This window comes from Spirochaetota bacterium, from assembly GCA_004297825.1.
GTDB lineage: Bacteria > Spirochaetota > UBA4802 > UBA4802 > UBA5368 > FW300-bin19.
In genome coordinates this window covers 13,371-31,033 of record SCSX01000079.1, presented here as the reverse complement: position 1 = coordinate 31,033, position 17,663 = coordinate 13,371, and the positions used below count along the sequence as shown (strand labels likewise).

The window sequence follows — 17,663 nt, the reverse complement described above, 5'->3', positions numbered from 1 at the left end:
ATTACTACATGCGATTAACCCGTCAATCACTATCCTCCGCCAAACCAGCGGGGCACAGGAGGTATCATGGGAACAGCTCATGCGTCTGAAAGCCTCAATGTAAAAAACGGTCTCTACTACAAGCCGGTCCAGAACGGCAGGGTACTCGTCAATGACAAACCCTTCCGCATCCCGCCCGTCGCGCAATACGCTTTCATCAAGGTCGAGGGAAACGACGTCTACATGGTGGACCCTTACGGCCGCGTAATCAGCAAGCTCTCCCCCGAAAAGGACCGCCCCCACGGCACCGCGAGGGTCGAGATATGACGGCGCTTTCATTGCTGTATCACATGCTCACGGGCGCCGACAGGGTGAGTCCCTGGAAGGCCGAGGAGCTCGCGCAAAAAGCCGGGGTGCCGTTATCCACGGCGTACCGGAATCTCCGGTACCTCACGCGGAAGAAGATCGTCACACGCGTGAACGGCGGCTATATGCTCTCGCGGCTTGTTCTGGAAACGGGGGCGAGATATCAGTCGGCGTTCGCGCGGCTCGAGATAACCAAGGAACAGGAGAAGATCTATGGCGCTGCAAAATGAGCTGGTAAAGAAGCTGGGCTTCGAGCTCCCGGAAAAGATAATCGACGACGACACGGGGGAGACGCTCCCCGGCGATCCGGAGAAAATCGGCAGGGCCCTGGGAATCATCGCAAGGGTGCAGAACGAACTGCTCCTGATGACCGAACTCATCAACGAGTTTTTCGGCGACAAGTTGTATCTGTACCTGGGGCTCACGAGGGAGGACGCCGCCAGGGTTTGCTTTGGAATGTCGCTCTCGACGGTACAGCAGATCGAGCGCATCGGCAAAACCTTCGGCGGGCGGCTCGCGGAATTCGCGCACCTGGGGGTCTCACGGCTCGACATGATTTCCCGGCTCACCGAGGACCAGAAGAAGGAGATACTCGACAACAAGGTCCTCACGCTCGCGGATGGAAGCCAGATCACGGTAGACGAGATCGGCGCGGTCAAAGTCAAGGAGGTGGAGAAAGCGCTACGCGCCGAGAAGCTCAAGCACTCGAAGCTAAAAACCAATTTCGAGGAGCTCAAAGAAGAGCACGAATCCGAAGTAAACGCGCTCAAGAACGAGCTCACCGACGTGAACAAGATGCTCAATTTCCCCGTCGAGGAGAAGGAATTCCACAAGCGCATCTCGCGCACCAGGGAAGCCCGCTCCAAGGTCATGGAAGCCCAGGCGAACATTCACGCGGCATTCATGCGCCTCGCGCAGATCACGATAGACGACGCCAACAAAGACGTCCTGGCCGACATCGAGGGATTCGCCATCGTCACGGCGAGGCACCTCCTGGACCTGGAGTCCGTCCACGGCGGCATGCTCGGGCCGTATCGCGACGGCGTCAAGGCGATAGCGGGAGCGCGCAGATGAAACTTTCCCTCATCGAAATTTATACCTACTACGAGCACTGGAAAAAGCTCTCGCATAAGGAGCGCGGGGACTACGTGGACGAGCTCGCCTCGGGGATCGGCGTCCATCCCTCCACCTTCTATCGGGCTTTCAAGGAGATTCCGAATGGGAACGGACGCGCCGACGCGTACCGCAAGGATCGCCGAAAGCCGCGCTATAAAGACATGACGGCGGAAGAATGCGCGCTCGCGGCGTCGCGGGTGTCGGCGATGAAGATGGCGGCGGCCACCAAGAACGGAAAGACAGCTGACACCGCGAGCTGCGTGCGGGCGCTCTTCAATGCCGGGGAGATTCGCTATGGGATCCCGACGTCCACGATGAACCGCTGGCTCGACTGGCACGGATTCACCTACAGGCAGATCAGGAACTATCTCGCCTCCACCGGCGTGGAACTCGCGACCGACGAACCGAACAAATGGATGTTCCTCGACTTCTCCGTCTCGGAAATATTCTACCTTTCCCGGAGCGACAAGCTCGTCATGGACACAACCGGGATCCTCACCGACAAGAATCACCGCGAGGAGCTCCTCACCAAGAAAGGATACCGAAAGGTTTTTATCGGCTGCGTGGTCGACCTCTTCTCCAGCGCCTATTGGGTGAACGCCTATGTATCGCCGGGAGAATCGAATTACCTGGTGATGAACTTTCTCATGGACGCCATGAGTGCGAAGTCCGATCCGCAGAATCCGTTCAGGGGAATACCTCAGAACATCTACTGCGACAGAGGCAGCGCTCTGCATTCTCAGCAGTTAAAGGACATCTTCGAGCCCCTTGGAATAAAGATATGGTCCCACATTCCAGGCAATCCCCGCGCAAAGGGGCGGGTCGAGTCCAGGATCGGGCATTATAAAAACACGATCGAACGCTGCTTCGCCTTCGAAAGGCCCGACTCCATTGAGCGCTACCGAGAGATCACCCAGAAGATGATCACGGCGGACAACATAAAGAAGGGGTACTTCACGAAGTGGATGGAGATCCACAAGACCCCCGGGCTGCTCCGGGAGTTCGACGAAACCCTGCGCGGGCGGCTCGGCTATACCATGATCGAACGCAAGGTCGACGTACGTGGCCGCGTGTCCATTGAGGGCCAGGAATACTACGTATCCCGCATGCTGAACGACCAGCGCGTCGCGATCTACACGCTCCTGGACGGCATCATGAAGGCGGTGGACAAGCACGGGAACACCTATGAGCTCAAGGGGACGGCGCACCAGCAGCGGATGATGGGCGAGTACAAGGGAATCGAGAAGACCGTGTACGATCGCGCGCTGGATTCAATAAAGATCGAAGGCAAGCGCTTGCGGGGTGTCATAAAGCCCGAGCATTTTGCTGAGACGCTGCCGGAGAACATTGTGCTCTTCGACCGTAAGGGCGCCGCGGTGGATGTATCGACGCCCCTGGACGTGCCGGTCATCGCGACAGTCGAAAGCGCCTGGCTGCGGGTGTATCGCTCGACCGGATTTTCAAAGAACACGCTGCCGCATGATACCGCCGAGAAGATCACCATGCTTTTCGGCGCCATGATAGAAATGGACGGCGAAGTGCCGCCCGAAAGATTCTCCGAAATACTGGAGATCATTACAGATACCGTACGGGAGGTGCGAGCTTTATGACCAATGTAAAGACGATGAATTTTCTTTCCGCCGAACGATTCATCCGGGACACGATCGGCCGCAAGGGGATCGGCGCCGTGATCGGCGAAAAGGGAAGCGGCAAGACCCACATCAAGCGCCAGGTGATTGGAGCCCTCGAGGAAAAGAAGGGTTCCTACGCCATCATCGACGTGACGCCCATGTCAGAGGGCGTGCGCAACATCACGCAGATTATGAGCGCCATCATCCAGGACATCTCGGGTGAAGGTCCCCGCCATGATTCCGAAGCACGACGCCGGCAGCTCAGACGCATCCTCGGAGATTCGGGGTCCGATATTATCCTCGCGATCGACGAGGCGCAGGATCTACACAAGAGCACGCTCAGGGGACTCAAGAAGCTGCATGAGCTCGGCTTCGGAATGAAGGATCGGCTCTTCTCCATCATCCTCTTCGGACAGCCCTCGCTCAAGGACAGGATCGCCGACGACGAGCTCCGGCCGCGTTTCAAGCGCCTTCAGATGAGCGATTTAACCGCTAAGGAGAAAGCGCTCTTCATCGAGAACCACGCTCTGTTCACGGAAAAGGCTCTGGATACGTTCCTCAAGCGTACCAAGAAAACACCGCTCGCGGTTATCACTGCCTATGAAGAACTCGACGAGATGCGCTCTGATCTCGATCAGAAGAAAATCACCGAGGAGATGGTGAACGATTACTTCTCCCTGGCTATCAGGGAAGCCCTTGCCGCGATGGATAAAAGTTACCGGCGCAAGGCGAAGGAAATCGAGGAGACCACCGGCGAGAAGATATCCCCGGCTACCGTGCATCAATACGAGAAAGGTAATTACAAGGGGAACAACGACAGGCTGGACGACCTCATGAGCCGGTACGTCCATAAATCCATCGGCCCCATTAGCAAGGCACTATAAACCACAAGGAGGATAATAGATGAGGCAAAAACCCGAAGTCGCAAAGGTCGCGAGCATCGAGGACGCGAACGAGGTGCTGCGTGACATAGCACTCTGTCAGCTGGAGCTCGCGAAGATCGATACTCCCGCTGCCGAGGATATCAAGCTCATCCAGGCGCGCGCCGAGCAGGACGGCCGCCCGTATCGTGAGCGGATCGAAAAGCTCGAGGCGCTCCTGGTGCCGTACGCCGAGGCGAACAAGGACGACCTTTTCCCGGAAGAAAAGAACGCCCGGCGCTCGCTCGCTGTGACTTTCGGCTCGTTCGGGTATCGCAGAAGCACTTCGATCAATATTGAAGATGAAGCGAAAACCATCGAGGCGATCGAGATCAGCAAAAAGAACCTGGCCAGGAAGCTCGGTATTGATGACGCGATCGTGCGCGAGCCAAAGATTCAGAAGACGAAGCTCCGCAAGTTTTCGGACGACATCCTGGCTAAGTTCGGGATTACGCGGATCGCCGAGGACACCTTCTTCTACGAGACCGATATCGACGCCGTGAACATCGATTTGCAGAAGGCCAAGTCGGCATGATCTCGGCGCAGAACAGGCGGCATATTTTTTACCTTTGCACCAGGCTGGGTCTGGATGAGCTCGCACGTCATACCATCCAGCACTCGGTCTGCGGCAAAGAGCATTTGAGCGATATGAACGATTCCGAGGCCGGGCTGCTTATTCAGACCCTCAAGGGAGAGCTTCGAAAATGGAGCGCCCGCCAGGGGACGCGGCATAATCATCTCGTCCATGGAGATAACATTCATAACCTCATGACTCCCGAGCAGCGGGGAAAGATTGTCGCCATGTCCATCCAGGCATACGGAAAATTCGAAGCCGAAACAATGGATCGATTCTGCCGTCGTCAATTCAAGAAGCCTTACCGGCTGCTGACTTCCGATGACGCCATTAAGCTCATCGAGATTCAGAAAGGCATCTTAAAACGCAAACTCAAGGAGGACCAGAAGTGAAAACGATCAACATTTCCAAGGATAAGGAATATCAGACTCAGCGGGACAATCCGACCGATCCGCACGGTACCTGCAATACCACCGCGTCGATCAACGCGCTCCTCTCGAGCGGCATCCGATTTAACTATCCCTTTGGTATGCAGCCCGAAGAACACCTGACTCGGTTCATGGAATCTCCCGAATCCTGGGAGAAGATGCGCAAGGAATACCCATGGGCGGTAACGCAGGGCTATCATCCCCGGCACGTACACGACATGCTCGCCTGGGGAGTGAACAGACTTGTGGGGCGCACGGCAGATATCTTCCGGGTTGATGCCTCGATTCAGGAGATTCTCTTCAACATCGCGGCCGCGCAATGCGCGGTCAATGTCTGCGGACGTTTTACCAGCTACGGCCACATCGTCACCGTTGTCGGATTCACTTCCGAACAGGACGACGTGGACGCATGCCAGGAACCCGGGGATATCGATCTCCCACGGGTCATCAAGATTATCATCGATGACCCGTATGGTAATTACTTCTCTAAATATCAGAACCCGGATGGAAACAATGTCTACTTCCCGGTAGCGGACTTCAATTTTTTAACCAGGGAATACGGCGACCATTCAAAGAAATGGGCGCACTTCTTCGTGAGAGGCTAAGCCATGAGCCATGCCAATATAGTGACCTTGAATACGAATGGTGATGCTCAGCGCCGGAATAACCCGCCCGGCGAAAAGCCTCTTTCCTCGCGCACGATCGCCGCGATCCAGGAGATCATTCTCGCGGACTACATTCTCGACCTTATGGAGGGAGTTTATGATTCTACAGCTCTTACCCATCTCTTTCTTGTTCCTCGTTGTGGGCATTCTGCTTCTGCTCTTGCACCGACCAAGGAAAAACGAGCTCACGCGCAACTGGCAAGCGCTCATCGATAAAAGGATCAGGGGGTGAACCAATGAAAAGGTTTAAGGAGGCGAGAGATGCTCACAATGATCGATAGGCGCAAACTTCTCAACGCGGGATTCCGTATATTCAGAAGGGATGAACTGAGAAAGTTAATAAAGGAATGTCGCGGAGAGAATCTAAGCTGGTATAAAGTCGGCGATTATAAATCAATCGCTGAAATGAACCGGATGATGGATTCGCTATTGATGAGCCAAACCAATATAGAGGAAGATTGAGAGGATTTATGATTGATGATTCAATGAAAAATAAAATCGACAGCATGGACTATGAATCCATGCTCGCTCTTTGGCGAAATGCCCCTGCCGGACATCCGATGTTTCAGGGAGAGATTGGGAATTATTACAGTCAAGTCATGGCCGAAAAACGGAGCAAAGTTACAAATTCCGAACATTCTGCGACATCAAAAAGAATAGGATGGGAGGGGCGATGAAATTCTACATAGCCAGTCACCTTGAGAATTCAGAGAACGTAAGGAAGATCGCTCAATACCTCACGTATCAGGGATGGGACCAGACCTATGACTGGACGGCTCATGGGCTCGTGGACGACAAAAAGCGCCTGGTCTCCGTATCGCTCAACGAGATCCAAGGCGTGCGCGACGCCGACGTGGTATTCCTGCTTCTCCCCGGTGAACGCGGCACCCATGCGGAACTCGGTGCCGCGATCGCGTATGAGAAGCCGGTCGTGATCCTCGCCCTTGACCAGGAGGATTATCACCGCGACGGCCACACCTGCGTGTTCTACTGGCATCCCGTGATCTTCGATCGGATCATCGAGCCCGACATTCTCACTCTTGCTTTTACGGCTCTTCGTGCAGCGAAGAGGATTGTGCGGAGGGTATATGCAAACGCGTGATCTTTCCGGGATTATAGAAAAAATCAGGAAGCTCCTCGCGCTGTCGAAATCACCTAACCGGGCGGAGGCCGCGGCCGCGCTCAATAAGGCGAATGAACTGCTACTTCAGTATAACCTTTCAATTGAGCAGATCAAGGACCATGATTCCGATCCCGTAAGATTGGGCAGAATGTTTGTCTCCGGCGCATCAAAGAAATGGAGACGACTGCTTATTACCAAACTTGCGGAAGTAAATCTTTGCCTGGCGATTTTAGATCATGGGGGAGCTTACTTCATTGTCGTCGGTCGCAAAGTAAATACCATATCAGTAATTACCATGTGGGATTATCTTGAAGGTGCGGTAAAAAGAATCCATTCACGAGAGTGTCCGCGCCAGGCTAAAAGTCATTATCGGGAATCCTTCAAGCTTGGAATTTCCACCGGGATTGCAGAAAAGCTTGAGGAACAATACCGGGAAAATACCGATCCAAGATCCAAAGCCCTCGTGGTTTCGCTGTATCACAACGAGAAGAAAAGGATTGATGACTTCCTCAGTGACGCCGGGCTTAAATTAGAGCTTTCACAAATTGAGATCGAGCGCCAGGAGGCGTATCGTAAGGGACTCGTCCATGGACGGCGGGTGAATTTGAACATGCAGATCGACAGCAGGCGGTCACATCCCAATCATCGGTTTGAAAATCATGCTGACTATTAAAAAGTACCTGGTAGTATTCATTATTGGTGCGATCGCAGGGATCGCGGGAACATTTTACATCATGCTTCCATCGCATTCCTCGACCGACAAGAACATCAAGGTCACCAAAATATCCGGAGAGAAAATTGAACACTCATCATTCAAATCGTCGGGGACGAATTTTTCATTTTATACGACAGCCGAAGGTCCCGGCGCGATCTTCACAGAGATCCCGAAAGAGATGATTCCGGAAGCGAATGCTTATCTTCACCAGGTTCACAACCTCCAATTCTCGATTCAATCGATATGGTATAACGAGCGGTTTAATTCGATCCTCGGAATTTCATATTTACATCGATGGGGGCGGGTTTCATTTGGAGGGGGGCCGCTCATTTCCGGTGATGCGTTCGGTGCCCAGGTGATAGGTCAATGGTCATGGTAAAACAGCTGCCAAGTGCGCTATTTTCAACGCAGAATGGCCGTTTTTTAAGAGCCATTTTGCGTCCTCAAGGCCGTTTTTCGCCGGGCGCGCGCTCAAAAAATCGTCTATTTTCTCGTTGTGTTCCTGCATCTTACGTCTTATATTCGTGGAATCTAGTGTCATTATATGAGATTCTGCCCCGGTTTTCCAGCGAATTCCGGCGCGTTCCGGTCAATTCCAGTTGCAAATAATGTGGGTATTCTGATTCTTAATAGTGGGCGGGGATATCATGTCGTAACCGATGCCGTTTTTTCCGGACGAGGATTTATTCCCCGCCGAGAAGCCCAGGGCGGGATTCTGCCATGTCCCCGCCTGCTCTTTCATCCATTTCTCCGATTCGACGTCCTTTTCCGAGGCGGTCAGCAGTTCGGACCGCTTCAAGGCCAGGTCGACGAGTTCGGCCGGATCATACTCCGATCTGTTTTCACCGCCGCTCACGGGCGATGAGATGACCGCGACTGCAAGACACAACAACACCAGTGACAATGCTCGATTCATTCAAGTCCTCCCTAAATCCTGTCTGGGAACTGGAAATGCAGATAGTGCACGGGATTTACCCGCACATTATCGACAAGCATTTCCAATAAAAACTAGTACGTGGATACGGGTGGTGCGCGATCGTGATGATCGCGTCCGATGAACTTATGGGAGAGTGTGAAATTCACGGTAAAAAGCTGGTTATGCTGCGTCCACATAGCTACGGAAAACCGTAGCGGTGCCTCCGCATACGAGGTGGCACGCGGCTGATCGGGGGCTTTTACCTGGACGCTGAACGCGGCGTCATGGATAACATGCTCGATGATCGTTTCGTCGTTTCGACAGCCATCCCTTCCGGAGGGGGAGCTTTCCCCCTCCGCGCCGGAATTTCCGGGCAATGCGCGGACCATCTCGACGGAGTCGGCATGGTGTACGCGAACGCCCGCCGCTTCCGCGACAACGAGCATCGCGAACATTGATATCAGAACGAGGGGTATCGCGTTTCTGATTTTCGAAGGGCTGGCCATTAACCTCACACTCAAGAATTCGCCGGACGACTTTTAGAACAGTTTACTAATTAAATCAAATTCGAACACGGCGTCAAGATATTTGTAAAAAGTCCCTTATTCAGCGGAAAGATGCAGCACTGACGCAACCTATCCTGATCCATGAGGTTCCGGTGCCTGGCGGCCCGATTTTACTTCCCAATATACCGGACGCCCTCAATTCCCTTAAAATGCGTGTCCTGTGTCCATAGGATCGCATTATGCTGCCGGGCCGTAGCGAGGATGAGGCTGTCAGCCATGGGGAGCTTTCGGTCGCGGCTTATCTGCGCCCCCAGGAGCGCAAGGCGCGCGTCGACCGGTTCAATGCGGCACTGGTGCATCACCGCGATTATCTGCAGGGCGGTCTGTTCGTCCCGCTCTTCCAGTAGTTTTTTAAACACCTCGTAAACGTTAATCGATGAAATGATGCAGTTTTTCATGTCCTCGATGGGGGCCGCGAAAAAATCCGCGTTTTTGCCGTCGGCGAAATACTCGAGCCAGCCCGATGAATCGACCAGGTTCATGTACGGTCCTTATCCCTTTTGATTTCCGTATCGACGCCCCGGGCGTACCCTCGCATGGATTTCACGCTCTTCACCGGGACGAGCTCTATCCTGTCCCCGTACTGGATAGCGGTGAATCTCTGGCCCGCCTTCACATGGAGGCTTTCCCGTATCTCCCTGGGTATGACGATCTGGTATTTTGTCGAAACCGTGACCGTGGGCATTGTGTACACCTCTCATCTAACGTAATACGTTTATTCTATCGATCCAAAAAAGGTAGGTCAAGCGTATTTCAAATAAACCGCATTCCCCCTCCATGACGGCCCTTGAGGCGATGCATCACGGAAATGCCCCCGCACCCCTTCGGGGGGTCAGGGGGGCGAATTGAAGGGACTAGATTTTAATACCCGCGATAAACGCGTGATCCAGCACCACGCCGCTCGCGTTCAGGAAGTCCGCGAAGATGTTGAAGAGGATCGGGTCCACGCCCAGGTACTCGCCGTCGATGTAATCGTGGCGGATCGTGGCGAGGGCCTCGTCGGGGGTCATGGGCTTGCGGTATTTCTTTCCGGGATCGGTCATCGCGTCGTAGACGTCGATAATTTCAAGAATCTTATTCGGGAAATACGACAGCGCGCTCCCGAACCCCACGTCGTTTATATTGTAGGAGATGCAGTACTTCGTGGGAGAGGTGTCGCGCTGCTCCCCCCTGCGCTCGACGAACCGGCTCCTGAATGTCGCGAGCTGGCGGTACCCGTAGGGGGCGCCGTAGTAGTCGTGATGAAGCAGCCCCGTGGACACGACGCCTATGCTGAACTCCTGGGACTCGATGAGCATGTTGTAGCTCTCGAACACGTGGCGGCGCGCCCTGCGCGGGTCGTAGCCCTCGTTCCCGTCGTGGTAGTCGACCTCGGGGAGCTTGCCCACGTCGTGCATGAACCCGCCCATGGCGTAATCGATAAAGGCCATGCGGTCGCGCACCGGCGCGATGCCGCCCTTGTAGGCGATCTCGAGCGTAATCCGCTGCGAGCCGCGGAATATCTTGTCGTAGAGCGGGTGGAAACGCTTCCCGAACTCGGCGCGAAAGCGCTTCACCTCATTCGAGTACTTCTGGAAATAGCCGTTGTAGAAGAACAGGAACGAGATGTAGCGGATGAGGATGCGGTTCATGTGGTCCAGCGTGACGGAATTGGTCTGGATGTTCTGGAGCTGGGCGAGGTCCTTATGGCTCGCCTTCCCCTTGCTCATGAGGTTGATGAGGTTGTCGATCAGGAGAAAGGACTCGGACACCATCTTGCGGAGCTGGGCCCTGGGGACGGTGCGGTCCAGGTTTTCCCCCAGGGTCGCCTTGTTCACGCACATGGACTGCGCGAAAATATTCCCGGTCTCACCCATGGTCCCGGCGTCGAACCGCTTGCCCTCCTCGGCGAGGGTTTTCAGGCGGTGATTGTTGTTCATGAGCGACTGGATACGCTCCATGAGGTCCATCTCGCGGGCAAGCTTGAGCGCGGTATCGAAGACCTTATCGGGCTCGGGGGGCCGATACACGGGTACGTCGGCCAGGGAGCCTTCCACCTCTATGGGTACCGGGACAATCGGCTGCTCAAGGATTATCTGCGCCCGCTTGAGGCGCTGGAAGGAGTCGCCGTCCAGGTAGAAGACCATCTCCTTGTTTTTAAGGTAGGAATCGAATTCCTTTGGCGGTATGAAACTGAATGTCCCGTCCTTCTTTTTATGCCGTATGGGAAGACCGACCTCGATGATGTAGGCGAGTTTTTCCCTGACCACTTCGGCAGGGACCTCCATCATGGTTTCGGACCTGAGAAGATCCTCCATGCTTTCTTCGAAATCGAGTATGAAATCGTCGTCCATTAGATGCTGTTCCTTTAAGGTGTTCGGGACCGCCGGCATATCTCCCGTCAAATAAATATATCCTGTTAGTTGTTACCGGACTAGAAAAAAGGGGATCGGCGCAATCCGGGGATCAAGTCGCTTCAACGATGCATGCGCTCCGCGTGCGGTCAATTCGATTTTACCCGGGCACGGGGCCCGTTTTCATACGCGCAGCCGGTAAATTGTATTTGCCTTTTCGGCGCCCCCGGCCTAGGGTTTCCCGGCGTACGCGTATCGACGCACCATGAGCCCCAGGAGTACTTTTATGAAACCGGCACGAATCATTGCAGTAATCACCCTCATCCTGAACGTCATTATCGGCGGCACGCCCGCGTACCCGCTCCCCCGCGTCACGGACGTGATCAACCGGATCGATTACCTCTACGAGCAGGTGGGCGATATCTCCGTCAAGGTGACCATCACCCAGAACAAGGCGAGCCAGGGGATCAAGGTGTTCGAGTCGCTCTACTTCCGCCGGGACAAGTCCGACGAGTTCCTCATCATCATGACGGCCCCGGACGCGGACAAGGGCAACGGCTACCTCCGGGTCGGGGACAATTTCTGGATGTATCGCCAGAACACGCGCACCTTCCAGCATATCAGCCGCGACGAGAGCATCATGGGCACAGACGCCAAGGGCGGCGACTTCGAGAAGAGAAAGCTCGCCGACCTCTACCGCCCCGAGACCGACGCCTCGGGGGTCGAGATCATTACCGAGGAGATGCTGGGAAAGAAACCGGTCTACAAGTTCGCGCTCACCGCGAAGGTGAATGACGTCACCTACCCGCGCCAGGTCTACTGGGTCCAGAAGGAGGATTACCTGACGCTCAAAACACAGTCCTATTCGCTCTCCGGCACGCTCATGCAGACTGCCTATTTCCCGAAATACACGGTCGTCGAGGGCCGCTACATCCCCATCCAGCACATCTACATCGACGAGTTCGAGAAGGGCAACAAGACCATCGTCGAGCTCTCGGGCATCTCACTTGCCCTGCTCGACCCGAAAATATTCACGAAGGCGTACCTCGAAAATTTAAGCAGGTAACGTGGGGTTTGATAAACGTCGTAGAGACGTCCCGGCGGGACGTCTCTACGACGTTTATCAAACAACCCCGCATGAATATTTCGTGACTTTTCGCAAATTTCTCCGTATATTTCTTATACATTCCTCACCATCACTACATATCCGGAGAAGCCATGAATAAAATCACGGCATTTTGCATGATTGCGCTGGTTTTCTGCGCGGGCACCGCCTTCGCCAACAAGTCTTCCGTGGTCATTTCCGCGCCCGAATCGGCCCCGAAGGGGAGCGCGGTGACGATCACCCTCACCGTATCGCACAACGGGAACAACTGGTTCCACTTCACCGACTGGGTCTACGTAAAGGTGAACGGCGCCGAGGTGCAGCGCTGGACCTTTACACGGGACACGCGCCCGGAATCCGAGGTGTTCACCCGGCAGGTCACCGTCACCGTGGACGGTCCGCTCTCCATCGAAGCGGAGTCGGACTGCAACGTTCACGGGAGCGCCGGCGTCGTGAAGGCGACGATCGCCCCGAAGTAGGGAGGCCTATATATGAAAATCGCGGGAGTCTCGATCGTCCTCGTGCTGGGCATCATCAACATGGTGCTCATCGTCTTCCAGATGCTCACCGGATACCACAAGATAAAGACGCCGTTCAGGATGCACCGGAAGGCGGGTATCGCGCTGCTGTGCTGCGCGCTCGCGCACGCGGTTCTCGCGGCGCTTTCGGGATAGCGGGAAATCGGGCGAATTTCCGAATATTTTCGCGGGTTTTTTTATTTGACTTTGCTTTCCCGATATGTTAGTACTCAGGCATAGTTCAAACTACCTGAAAGGAGATACTCTCATGGTAAAAAAAGTTCTGGTGTTATCAGTGCTCGCACTTTTCGTCGTTGCGGGCTGCGGCAAGGCCGACAAGTACGCGGACGCAAAGTCCCTCATAGGCGACATGACCAAATTGTATGAAGGATTCATAGGCGGAGTCGAGAAAGCCGGCAGCGGAAAGGATCTTGCCGCGGCGATCAACAAGTTCGCAGACGGGATGAAACCCCTTGCCGTCAAGGCGAAGGACCTCGAGAAGAAGAATCCCGAGCTCAAGTTCAAGGACCCCAAGAACCCTCCGAAGGAACTGGAAGCCGAATTCAAGAAATTCGAAGATCTGACCAAGAAGTTCATGTCCCAGACGGTCATGGAAAAAATGATGAAGTACGCGACCGATCCCGAAGTCCAGAAGGCGCAGAAGGACATGACGGAGAAGCTTAAAGACCTGTAGATCGTCCCTAAAGGATGATTTACCCGGTTTTTAGGACGACGGGACATATCGACGATATGTCCCGTTTCTTTTTCACGGCGCGGGAATCGTTCCCCCCGGGGACCGGGCCCGCCCCTTATCGGGCGCGCAAGCGCGCCCCCCGCGGAGGCTGATGCGATGAAATATCCCGTCTACATTATTTGCGCACTATTACTATTTTCTATGACGCGCGTGTCCCCCGCGCAGGAGAAGAATCCCGTCGACGAGGACAGCATCTTCACCAAGGAAGACACCGTCACCCCGGCGGACCGCGTCAAGGACGAAGGTCTCGCATCCGGGATCGAGAAGGAGTCGCTCGCCTTCAACGGGTTTATCAACGCCCGTAACAACTACTTCATGGACCGGGACTGGATGCTCGGGACGGGGGGGCATTTCGACGACAATTCCCTCGTCACCCGCGTTCAGGGCAATTTCACCCTTGACGCGCGCCTGCGCCAGGGGATGAAGGGCTTCGCGAACGCGAGCGTAAACTACTTCCCCAATGGAACGACGCAGACACGTACGCTCTCCGATCCGGCCGTTCCCGGTTCCGAGAAAACGTACAATGAGGAGGTCACCACGACCTACCGCGTCGACGAGCTTTTCGTGGATTTCAACGTGGGTAAGCTCGCATATTTCCGCATGGGGAAGCAGCTTCTCAAGTGGGGCGTGGGCACCCTCTGGTCGCCTACGGATTTCATCAACATCGAGAAGAAGAACATACTCGACTCGTCCCAGGTGCGCGAGGGGGTGAGCGGGATCAAGATGCACATCCCGTTCGGCACGCGCGCGAACATCTACAGCTTCGTGAAATTCAACGACGCCGACAATCTCGACCAGGTGGGGGTCGCGAACAAGCTCGAGGTCCTGTTGGGCAAGACCGAGATCTCGGTGTCCGCGCTCTTCAACGACGCGCGCGTCCCGGTGTACGGCATGGACTTCACGTCGCGCCTCTTCACGATCGACGTCCACGGCGAGGCATCGGCCTCGTACGGGGACCCGGCGAGCAGGCTGCGCCGCATCGAGATTGTCCCCGGCCCCGCATACGAGCCCGTCGAGTACCGCCGCCGCGGTGAATGGGTCTACCGGGCGAGCGCGGGGATGGGACGGGGATTCGACGTCCTTGACGTGCACGAGCGTGTCCGCCTGGACGCTGAGTTCTTCTATAACGGCTCGGGCTATCGCGACCGCATGTTCGACAGGGGTATGATCGACTCCCTCGTCTTCGTCCAGAACGGTTACTACGAGCCCAATTATTATGGAATGTATTACGCGGGCCTTTTCTGCACCGTCTCGCAGCTGTTCACCTCGGACCTTTCGCTCATGATCAACTACATTGCGAATATCGGCGACGGCTCCTCGGTCGCGTCCGGAATGCTTTCCTACTCGATGACCTACAACTTTGTGCTCGCGCTCCAGGTGAACGGTTTTCTGGGGAAAGGCATGCGCGAATATACCGCGCAGGGCAACGCGATGACGGTGGAGCTGAGCGGCAAGGTTGTATTCTAGGAGCGCGGGGAATCGAACGGTTCACGATCACCCCAGGTGCATGATCCCGATTGCCCGCGCGACAGGCGTCTCGCGCGCAATCGGGCGCGGCGGATCAGCCGGGAACCTTCGTACACACCATGCTCGCCCCCAGCTTCGCCAGGAAAACCTGGCACCCCAGCGAACAGGCGTTAAGCGCGAGAAGCGCATAGGGAATCATTCCTGAAAACCGGAAATCGAGCCCCAGTACGAAAATGGCGATGCCGAAGCACAGGGCGACGGAGCCCACGATCATCTTCGTCTTGAGGAGCGGCGTCATCAGGCGCTTGAAGCGCGTCCTGCCGTCGATAAGTCCCGTGAAGATCCCACCCGCCTGCGAAAGCGGAAGGAGGATCGCGATGTCGCGCACGACCACGATGAGATTTTCCTGCAGCCCCTGGATCGCGATTCCCGCCGCGGTCGCGAGAAACAGAAGGGCCGCGAGCGCTTGCGGGAAATTGACGGTGATCCCGTGGAGGTGCTGGTTCAACAGCCAGAGCCTCTTCGCGGAAACCGTTTCCTTGTAGGGCTCGAACGACGCCCTCTTCACCCCGCACGCGGGGCAGAGCCCGCTCTTGTTCGATTCCTTCATGATATAGCCGCAGGCGCGGCACCTGAGCAGATTATCCATGGAACACTACCCCCTCGATTGTTCCCCGTGTATATGACGGGAAACGAGAAAAGTCAAATATTTTGCATCTTTCCCGGCGTCGAGCCGGGGGTGAAAAGGTACTGGTACAAGAGCGCGGCGAACCCGAGCGCCGCGACCGCGGCGCAGGCGGCGTTGTAGCGGCCACAAGGCGCGAGCACGAGGACGACGATCCAGTGCTGTACCAGGAAGGAGCGCATATCGATCCCCAGGGGAAATTCGCCCGCGCGCACTATCAACAGGAGGCCGCAGAGGTTCCACCCGTAAAGAGAAATGAACGAGTGGAGGGAGAGCAGTGACGCCGGCTGCCACGAGTGCGGATCGTAACCCAGCATCTTGAGCGCCACGTACCCGACGCCGGTCACTCCCGTGAGCAGGATGAACGCCATGCCGGAGGCCAGAATGGTCCTCTTCTGCCCGTCCCTGGACCTGGCGAGAAACAGGAAGAACATGACGATGACCGTCGCGAAGAGGAAGATGGAAATGAAGAGCTGGGCGATCACCGCCTCCACCAGGATGAAGCCGAAGAACACAAGGACGCCCGCGTTCACCCCCCAGAAGATGGAAAACCCAAAGCGGCGCGCCCCTTCCCCGCCGTTCTCCTGGATGAGTATGAACATCATGCTCAGCGTGACGAGGGACACGGGAAACGAAAACCCCAGGAAAAACACATCAAGCCGCAGCCTGGGGTACGGTACCAGGTGCAAAAATTCGGAATTGACGATCACGAAGGCGGAGACGAGAAGGCCTATGGAAAGGCACAAGAGCGCCGCCTGGTGAAACTTCGCCGCGGTGGAGGAGCGCATTGAAAAGAACTCGGACGGGAAAAATGAAAAACGCTTCACGCGGACGCGTTCCACGACCGCCGCGAGCAGGATTGCGATGACGACGGCGGCCGTGTAGAATTCCAGGAACGCGCACACCGCGTAGGCGACCGAGCCGGAGAAGAAGAGCGCGACCGGCGGGGTGACCCGCGCCCTGCCCTCCGTGAAATAGAGGATCACGCTTCCGCCCGTGCACAGGTTCAGGAGAAAGACATGCAGCCTCTCGAAGTTCCAATCCGGGCAGGACGGGCATATCGACTTCAGCAGGCCCATGAACATACCTGTCGTCATTGCCGCCATGAGCAGCGTTTTGATTCCGGTTCCCACCCTTCGTCACCTGTGCAACTCACCGGATAATGCCCGACCGCCGGTAAAAATCAAGCATATAACAGCATGGAGGTAAATCCATGGCCGGAATTTTTATTGATATGCAAACCGCGTGGATATATGGTTGTCGATATCGGTGCCAAAAACCGGATATGAAATAAAACCCGCGCGAATCTTCGCCAATCGCGCCCGCCGGGCGTGTACGGCGGAATGGGGGTTTCGATATCGCGAGGCTCCTTAAGCGCACCAGGATTGCACATAACGGAGAACGACATGGATGAAAAAGACTCCCTCACGGCATTGCGGGGCGCCGCGCTCGCCTTTCGCGACGAGCGCGACTGGCGCCGGTTTCACACCCCGAAGAACCTGGCCACGGGCCTCTCGATCGAGGCCGCGGAGCTGCAGGAGCTCTTCCTCTGGAAGACCGAGGACGAGGCGCGCGCGTTCATTGCCGCGCCGGAGGGAAAGGCGCGCGCATCCCAGGAGATCGCCGACGTATTCGTGTTCCTTCTCTACCTCGCGGAGGAATGCGGCATCGATCTCGCGGACGCGGTGCGGGCCAAGATCGCGCTCAACGGGGAGAAGTATCCCGTGGAAAAAAGCTTCGGCAGCGCCGCAAAGTATACCGAATTCAAGTAGCGGCCGTGCGCGTCAACCGCTTGACGAACG

The 17,663-nt window shown here is 55.8% G+C and carries 27 protein-coding genes; 20 read left to right on the top strand and 7 right to left on the bottom strand.

Features of this window, described 5'->3' with window-relative positions; translation table 11 throughout:
- Window positions 1–66: 66 nt before the first annotated feature.
- The 14 genes from EPN93_17345 to EPN93_17280 are packed head-to-tail and all read left to right on the top strand — an operon-like array spanning window position 67 to window position 7,896.
- Window positions 67–306, top strand: a complete 240-nt coding sequence (locus tag EPN93_17345; protein ID TAL31560.1) for a hypothetical protein — start codon at window positions 67–69, stop codon at window positions 304–306.
- Window positions 303–575, top strand: a complete 273-nt coding sequence (locus EPN93_17340) for a hypothetical protein (GenBank protein TAL31559.1) — start codon at window positions 303–305, stop codon at window positions 573–575. The genes EPN93_17345 and EPN93_17340 overlap by 4 nt, the downstream gene beginning before the upstream one ends.
- Entirely contained in the window at window positions 559–1,419 is an 861-nt protein-coding gene (locus EPN93_17335) for a hypothetical protein (protein ID TAL31558.1), read from the top strand. Before EPN93_17340 ends, EPN93_17335 begins: the two co-directional genes overlap by 17 nt.
- Window positions 1,416–3,071 (top strand): transposase, encoded by a 1,656-nt coding sequence (locus EPN93_17330; GenBank protein TAL31557.1) that lies wholly within the window; start codon window positions 1,416–1,418, stop codon window positions 3,069–3,071. The genes EPN93_17335 and EPN93_17330 overlap by 4 nt, the downstream gene beginning before the upstream one ends.
- Window positions 3,068–3,976 (top strand): ATP-binding protein, encoded by a 909-nt coding sequence (locus EPN93_17325; protein TAL31556.1) that lies wholly within the window; start codon window positions 3,068–3,070, stop codon window positions 3,974–3,976. The genes EPN93_17330 and EPN93_17325 overlap by 4 nt, the downstream gene beginning before the upstream one ends.
- 19 nt (window positions 3,977–3,995) lie before the next feature.
- Complete coding sequence (locus tag EPN93_17320; protein TAL31555.1) at window positions 3,996–4,547, top strand: hypothetical protein; 552 nt, start codon at window positions 3,996–3,998, stop codon at window positions 4,545–4,547.
- Entirely contained in the window at window positions 4,544–4,978 is a 435-nt protein-coding gene (locus EPN93_17315; GenBank protein TAL31554.1) for a DUF1018 domain-containing protein, read from the top strand. The genes EPN93_17320 and EPN93_17315 overlap by 4 nt, the downstream gene beginning before the upstream one ends.
- Complete coding sequence (locus EPN93_17310) at window positions 4,975–5,619, top strand: hypothetical protein (protein TAL31553.1); 645 nt, start codon at window positions 4,975–4,977, stop codon at window positions 5,617–5,619. The genes EPN93_17315 and EPN93_17310 overlap by 4 nt, the downstream gene beginning before the upstream one ends.
- A 3-nt stretch (window positions 5,620–5,622) precedes the next feature.
- A complete protein-coding gene (locus EPN93_17305) occupies window positions 5,623–5,895 on the top strand; it encodes a hypothetical protein (GenBank protein TAL31552.1) in 273 nt (90 codons plus the stop codon).
- 45 nt (window positions 5,896–5,940) lie between these two features.
- Window positions 5,941–6,141, top strand: coding sequence for a hypothetical protein (locus tag EPN93_17300; GenBank protein TAL31551.1), 201 nt, complete (start codon window positions 5,941–5,943; stop codon window positions 6,139–6,141).
- An 8-nt stretch (window positions 6,142–6,149) separates the two neighbouring features.
- Window positions 6,150–6,356 (top strand): hypothetical protein, encoded by a 207-nt coding sequence (locus EPN93_17295; GenBank protein ID TAL31550.1) that lies wholly within the window; start codon window positions 6,150–6,152, stop codon window positions 6,354–6,356.
- On the top strand, window positions 6,341–6,781 hold the full coding sequence (locus EPN93_17290) for a group-specific protein (GenBank protein TAL31549.1): 441 nt from the start codon (window positions 6,341–6,343) through the stop codon (window positions 6,779–6,781). The genes EPN93_17295 and EPN93_17290 overlap by 16 nt, the downstream gene beginning before the upstream one ends.
- Window positions 6,768–7,475: a DUF2786 domain-containing protein gene (locus EPN93_17285; protein TAL31548.1), complete on the top strand. Its 708-nt coding sequence runs from the start codon at window positions 6,768–6,770 to the stop codon at window positions 7,473–7,475. Before EPN93_17290 ends, EPN93_17285 begins: the two co-directional genes overlap by 14 nt.
- A complete protein-coding gene (locus EPN93_17280; protein ID TAL31547.1) occupies window positions 7,453–7,896 on the top strand; it encodes a hypothetical protein in 444 nt (147 codons plus the stop codon). The genes EPN93_17285 and EPN93_17280 overlap by 23 nt, the downstream gene beginning before the upstream one ends.
- 210 nt (window positions 7,897–8,106) lie before the next feature.
- Here the strand turns inward: EPN93_17280 and EPN93_17275 are convergent, their stop codons facing one another.
- From EPN93_17275 to EPN93_17255, 5 genes are all read right to left on the bottom strand, one after another.
- Window positions 8,107–8,433 (bottom strand): hypothetical protein, encoded by a 327-nt coding sequence (locus EPN93_17275; GenBank protein TAL31546.1) that lies wholly within the window; start codon window positions 8,431–8,433, stop codon window positions 8,107–8,109.
- Between the two features lie 92 nt (window positions 8,434–8,525).
- Window positions 8,526–8,939, bottom strand: coding sequence for a hypothetical protein (locus tag EPN93_17270; GenBank protein ID TAL31545.1), 414 nt, complete (start codon window positions 8,937–8,939; stop codon window positions 8,526–8,528).
- Window positions 8,940–9,109: 170 nt separating this feature from the next.
- Window positions 9,110–9,481, bottom strand: a complete 372-nt coding sequence (locus EPN93_17265) for a type II toxin-antitoxin system VapC family toxin (protein TAL31544.1) — start codon at window positions 9,479–9,481, stop codon at window positions 9,110–9,112.
- Window positions 9,478–9,684, bottom strand: a complete 207-nt coding sequence (locus tag EPN93_17260; GenBank protein ID TAL31543.1) for an AbrB/MazE/SpoVT family DNA-binding domain-containing protein — start codon at window positions 9,682–9,684, stop codon at window positions 9,478–9,480. Before EPN93_17260 ends, EPN93_17265 begins: the two co-directional genes overlap by 4 nt.
- Window positions 9,685–9,853: 169 nt before the next feature.
- A complete protein-coding gene (locus EPN93_17255; protein ID TAL31542.1) occupies window positions 9,854–11,332 on the bottom strand; it encodes a hypothetical protein in 1,479 nt (492 codons plus the stop codon).
- A gap of 265 nt (window positions 11,333–11,597) precedes the next feature.
- Between EPN93_17255 and EPN93_17250 the strand changes: the two genes are divergently transcribed.
- From EPN93_17250 to EPN93_17230, 5 genes are all read left to right on the top strand, one after another.
- Window positions 11,598–12,398 carry an outer membrane lipoprotein-sorting protein gene (locus EPN93_17250; GenBank protein TAL31541.1) on the top strand — a complete coding sequence of 267 codons (801 nt, stop codon included), beginning with the start codon at window positions 11,598–11,600 and terminating at the stop codon, window positions 12,396–12,398.
- A 152-nt stretch (window positions 12,399–12,550) separates the two neighbouring features.
- Window positions 12,551–12,916, top strand: coding sequence for a hypothetical protein (locus tag EPN93_17245; protein ID TAL31540.1), 366 nt, complete (start codon window positions 12,551–12,553; stop codon window positions 12,914–12,916).
- A 12-nt stretch (window positions 12,917–12,928) separates the two neighbouring features.
- A complete protein-coding gene (locus EPN93_17240) occupies window positions 12,929–13,111 on the top strand; it encodes a hypothetical protein (protein ID TAL31539.1) in 183 nt (60 codons plus the stop codon).
- Window positions 13,112–13,223: 112 nt separating this feature from the next.
- The gene (locus EPN93_17235; GenBank protein TAL31538.1) at window positions 13,224–13,649 is read left to right on the top strand and encodes a hypothetical protein; all 426 of its coding nucleotides are present in this window, start codon (window positions 13,224–13,226) and stop codon (window positions 13,647–13,649) included.
- A gap of 156 nt (window positions 13,650–13,805) precedes the next feature.
- Window positions 13,806–15,176: a hypothetical protein gene (locus EPN93_17230; GenBank protein ID TAL31537.1), complete on the top strand. Its 1,371-nt coding sequence runs from the start codon at window positions 13,806–13,808 to the stop codon at window positions 15,174–15,176.
- A gap of 94 nt (window positions 15,177–15,270) precedes the next feature.
- On the opposite strand, the gene EPN93_17225 is transcribed toward EPN93_17230, so the two are convergent.
- Together EPN93_17225 and EPN93_17220 are read right to left on the bottom strand one after the other, a co-directional pair.
- The gene (locus EPN93_17225) at window positions 15,271–15,825 is read right to left on the bottom strand and encodes a hypothetical protein (protein TAL31536.1); all 555 of its coding nucleotides are present in this window, start codon (window positions 15,823–15,825) and stop codon (window positions 15,271–15,273) included.
- A 53-nt stretch (window positions 15,826–15,878) separates the two neighbouring features.
- Window positions 15,879–16,994 carry a hypothetical protein gene (locus EPN93_17220; GenBank protein ID TAL31535.1) on the bottom strand — a complete coding sequence of 372 codons (1,116 nt, stop codon included), beginning with the start codon at window positions 16,992–16,994 and terminating at the stop codon, window positions 15,879–15,881.
- A 273-nt stretch (window positions 16,995–17,267) separates the two neighbouring features.
- Here EPN93_17220 and EPN93_17215 point away from each other — a divergent pair, with 273 nt between their 5' ends.
- Window positions 17,268–17,633 carry a nucleotide pyrophosphohydrolase gene (locus tag EPN93_17215; protein ID TAL31534.1) on the top strand — a complete coding sequence of 122 codons (366 nt, stop codon included), beginning with the start codon at window positions 17,268–17,270 and terminating at the stop codon, window positions 17,631–17,633.
- The last annotated feature ends 30 nt before the right edge of the window (window positions 17,634–17,663 follow it).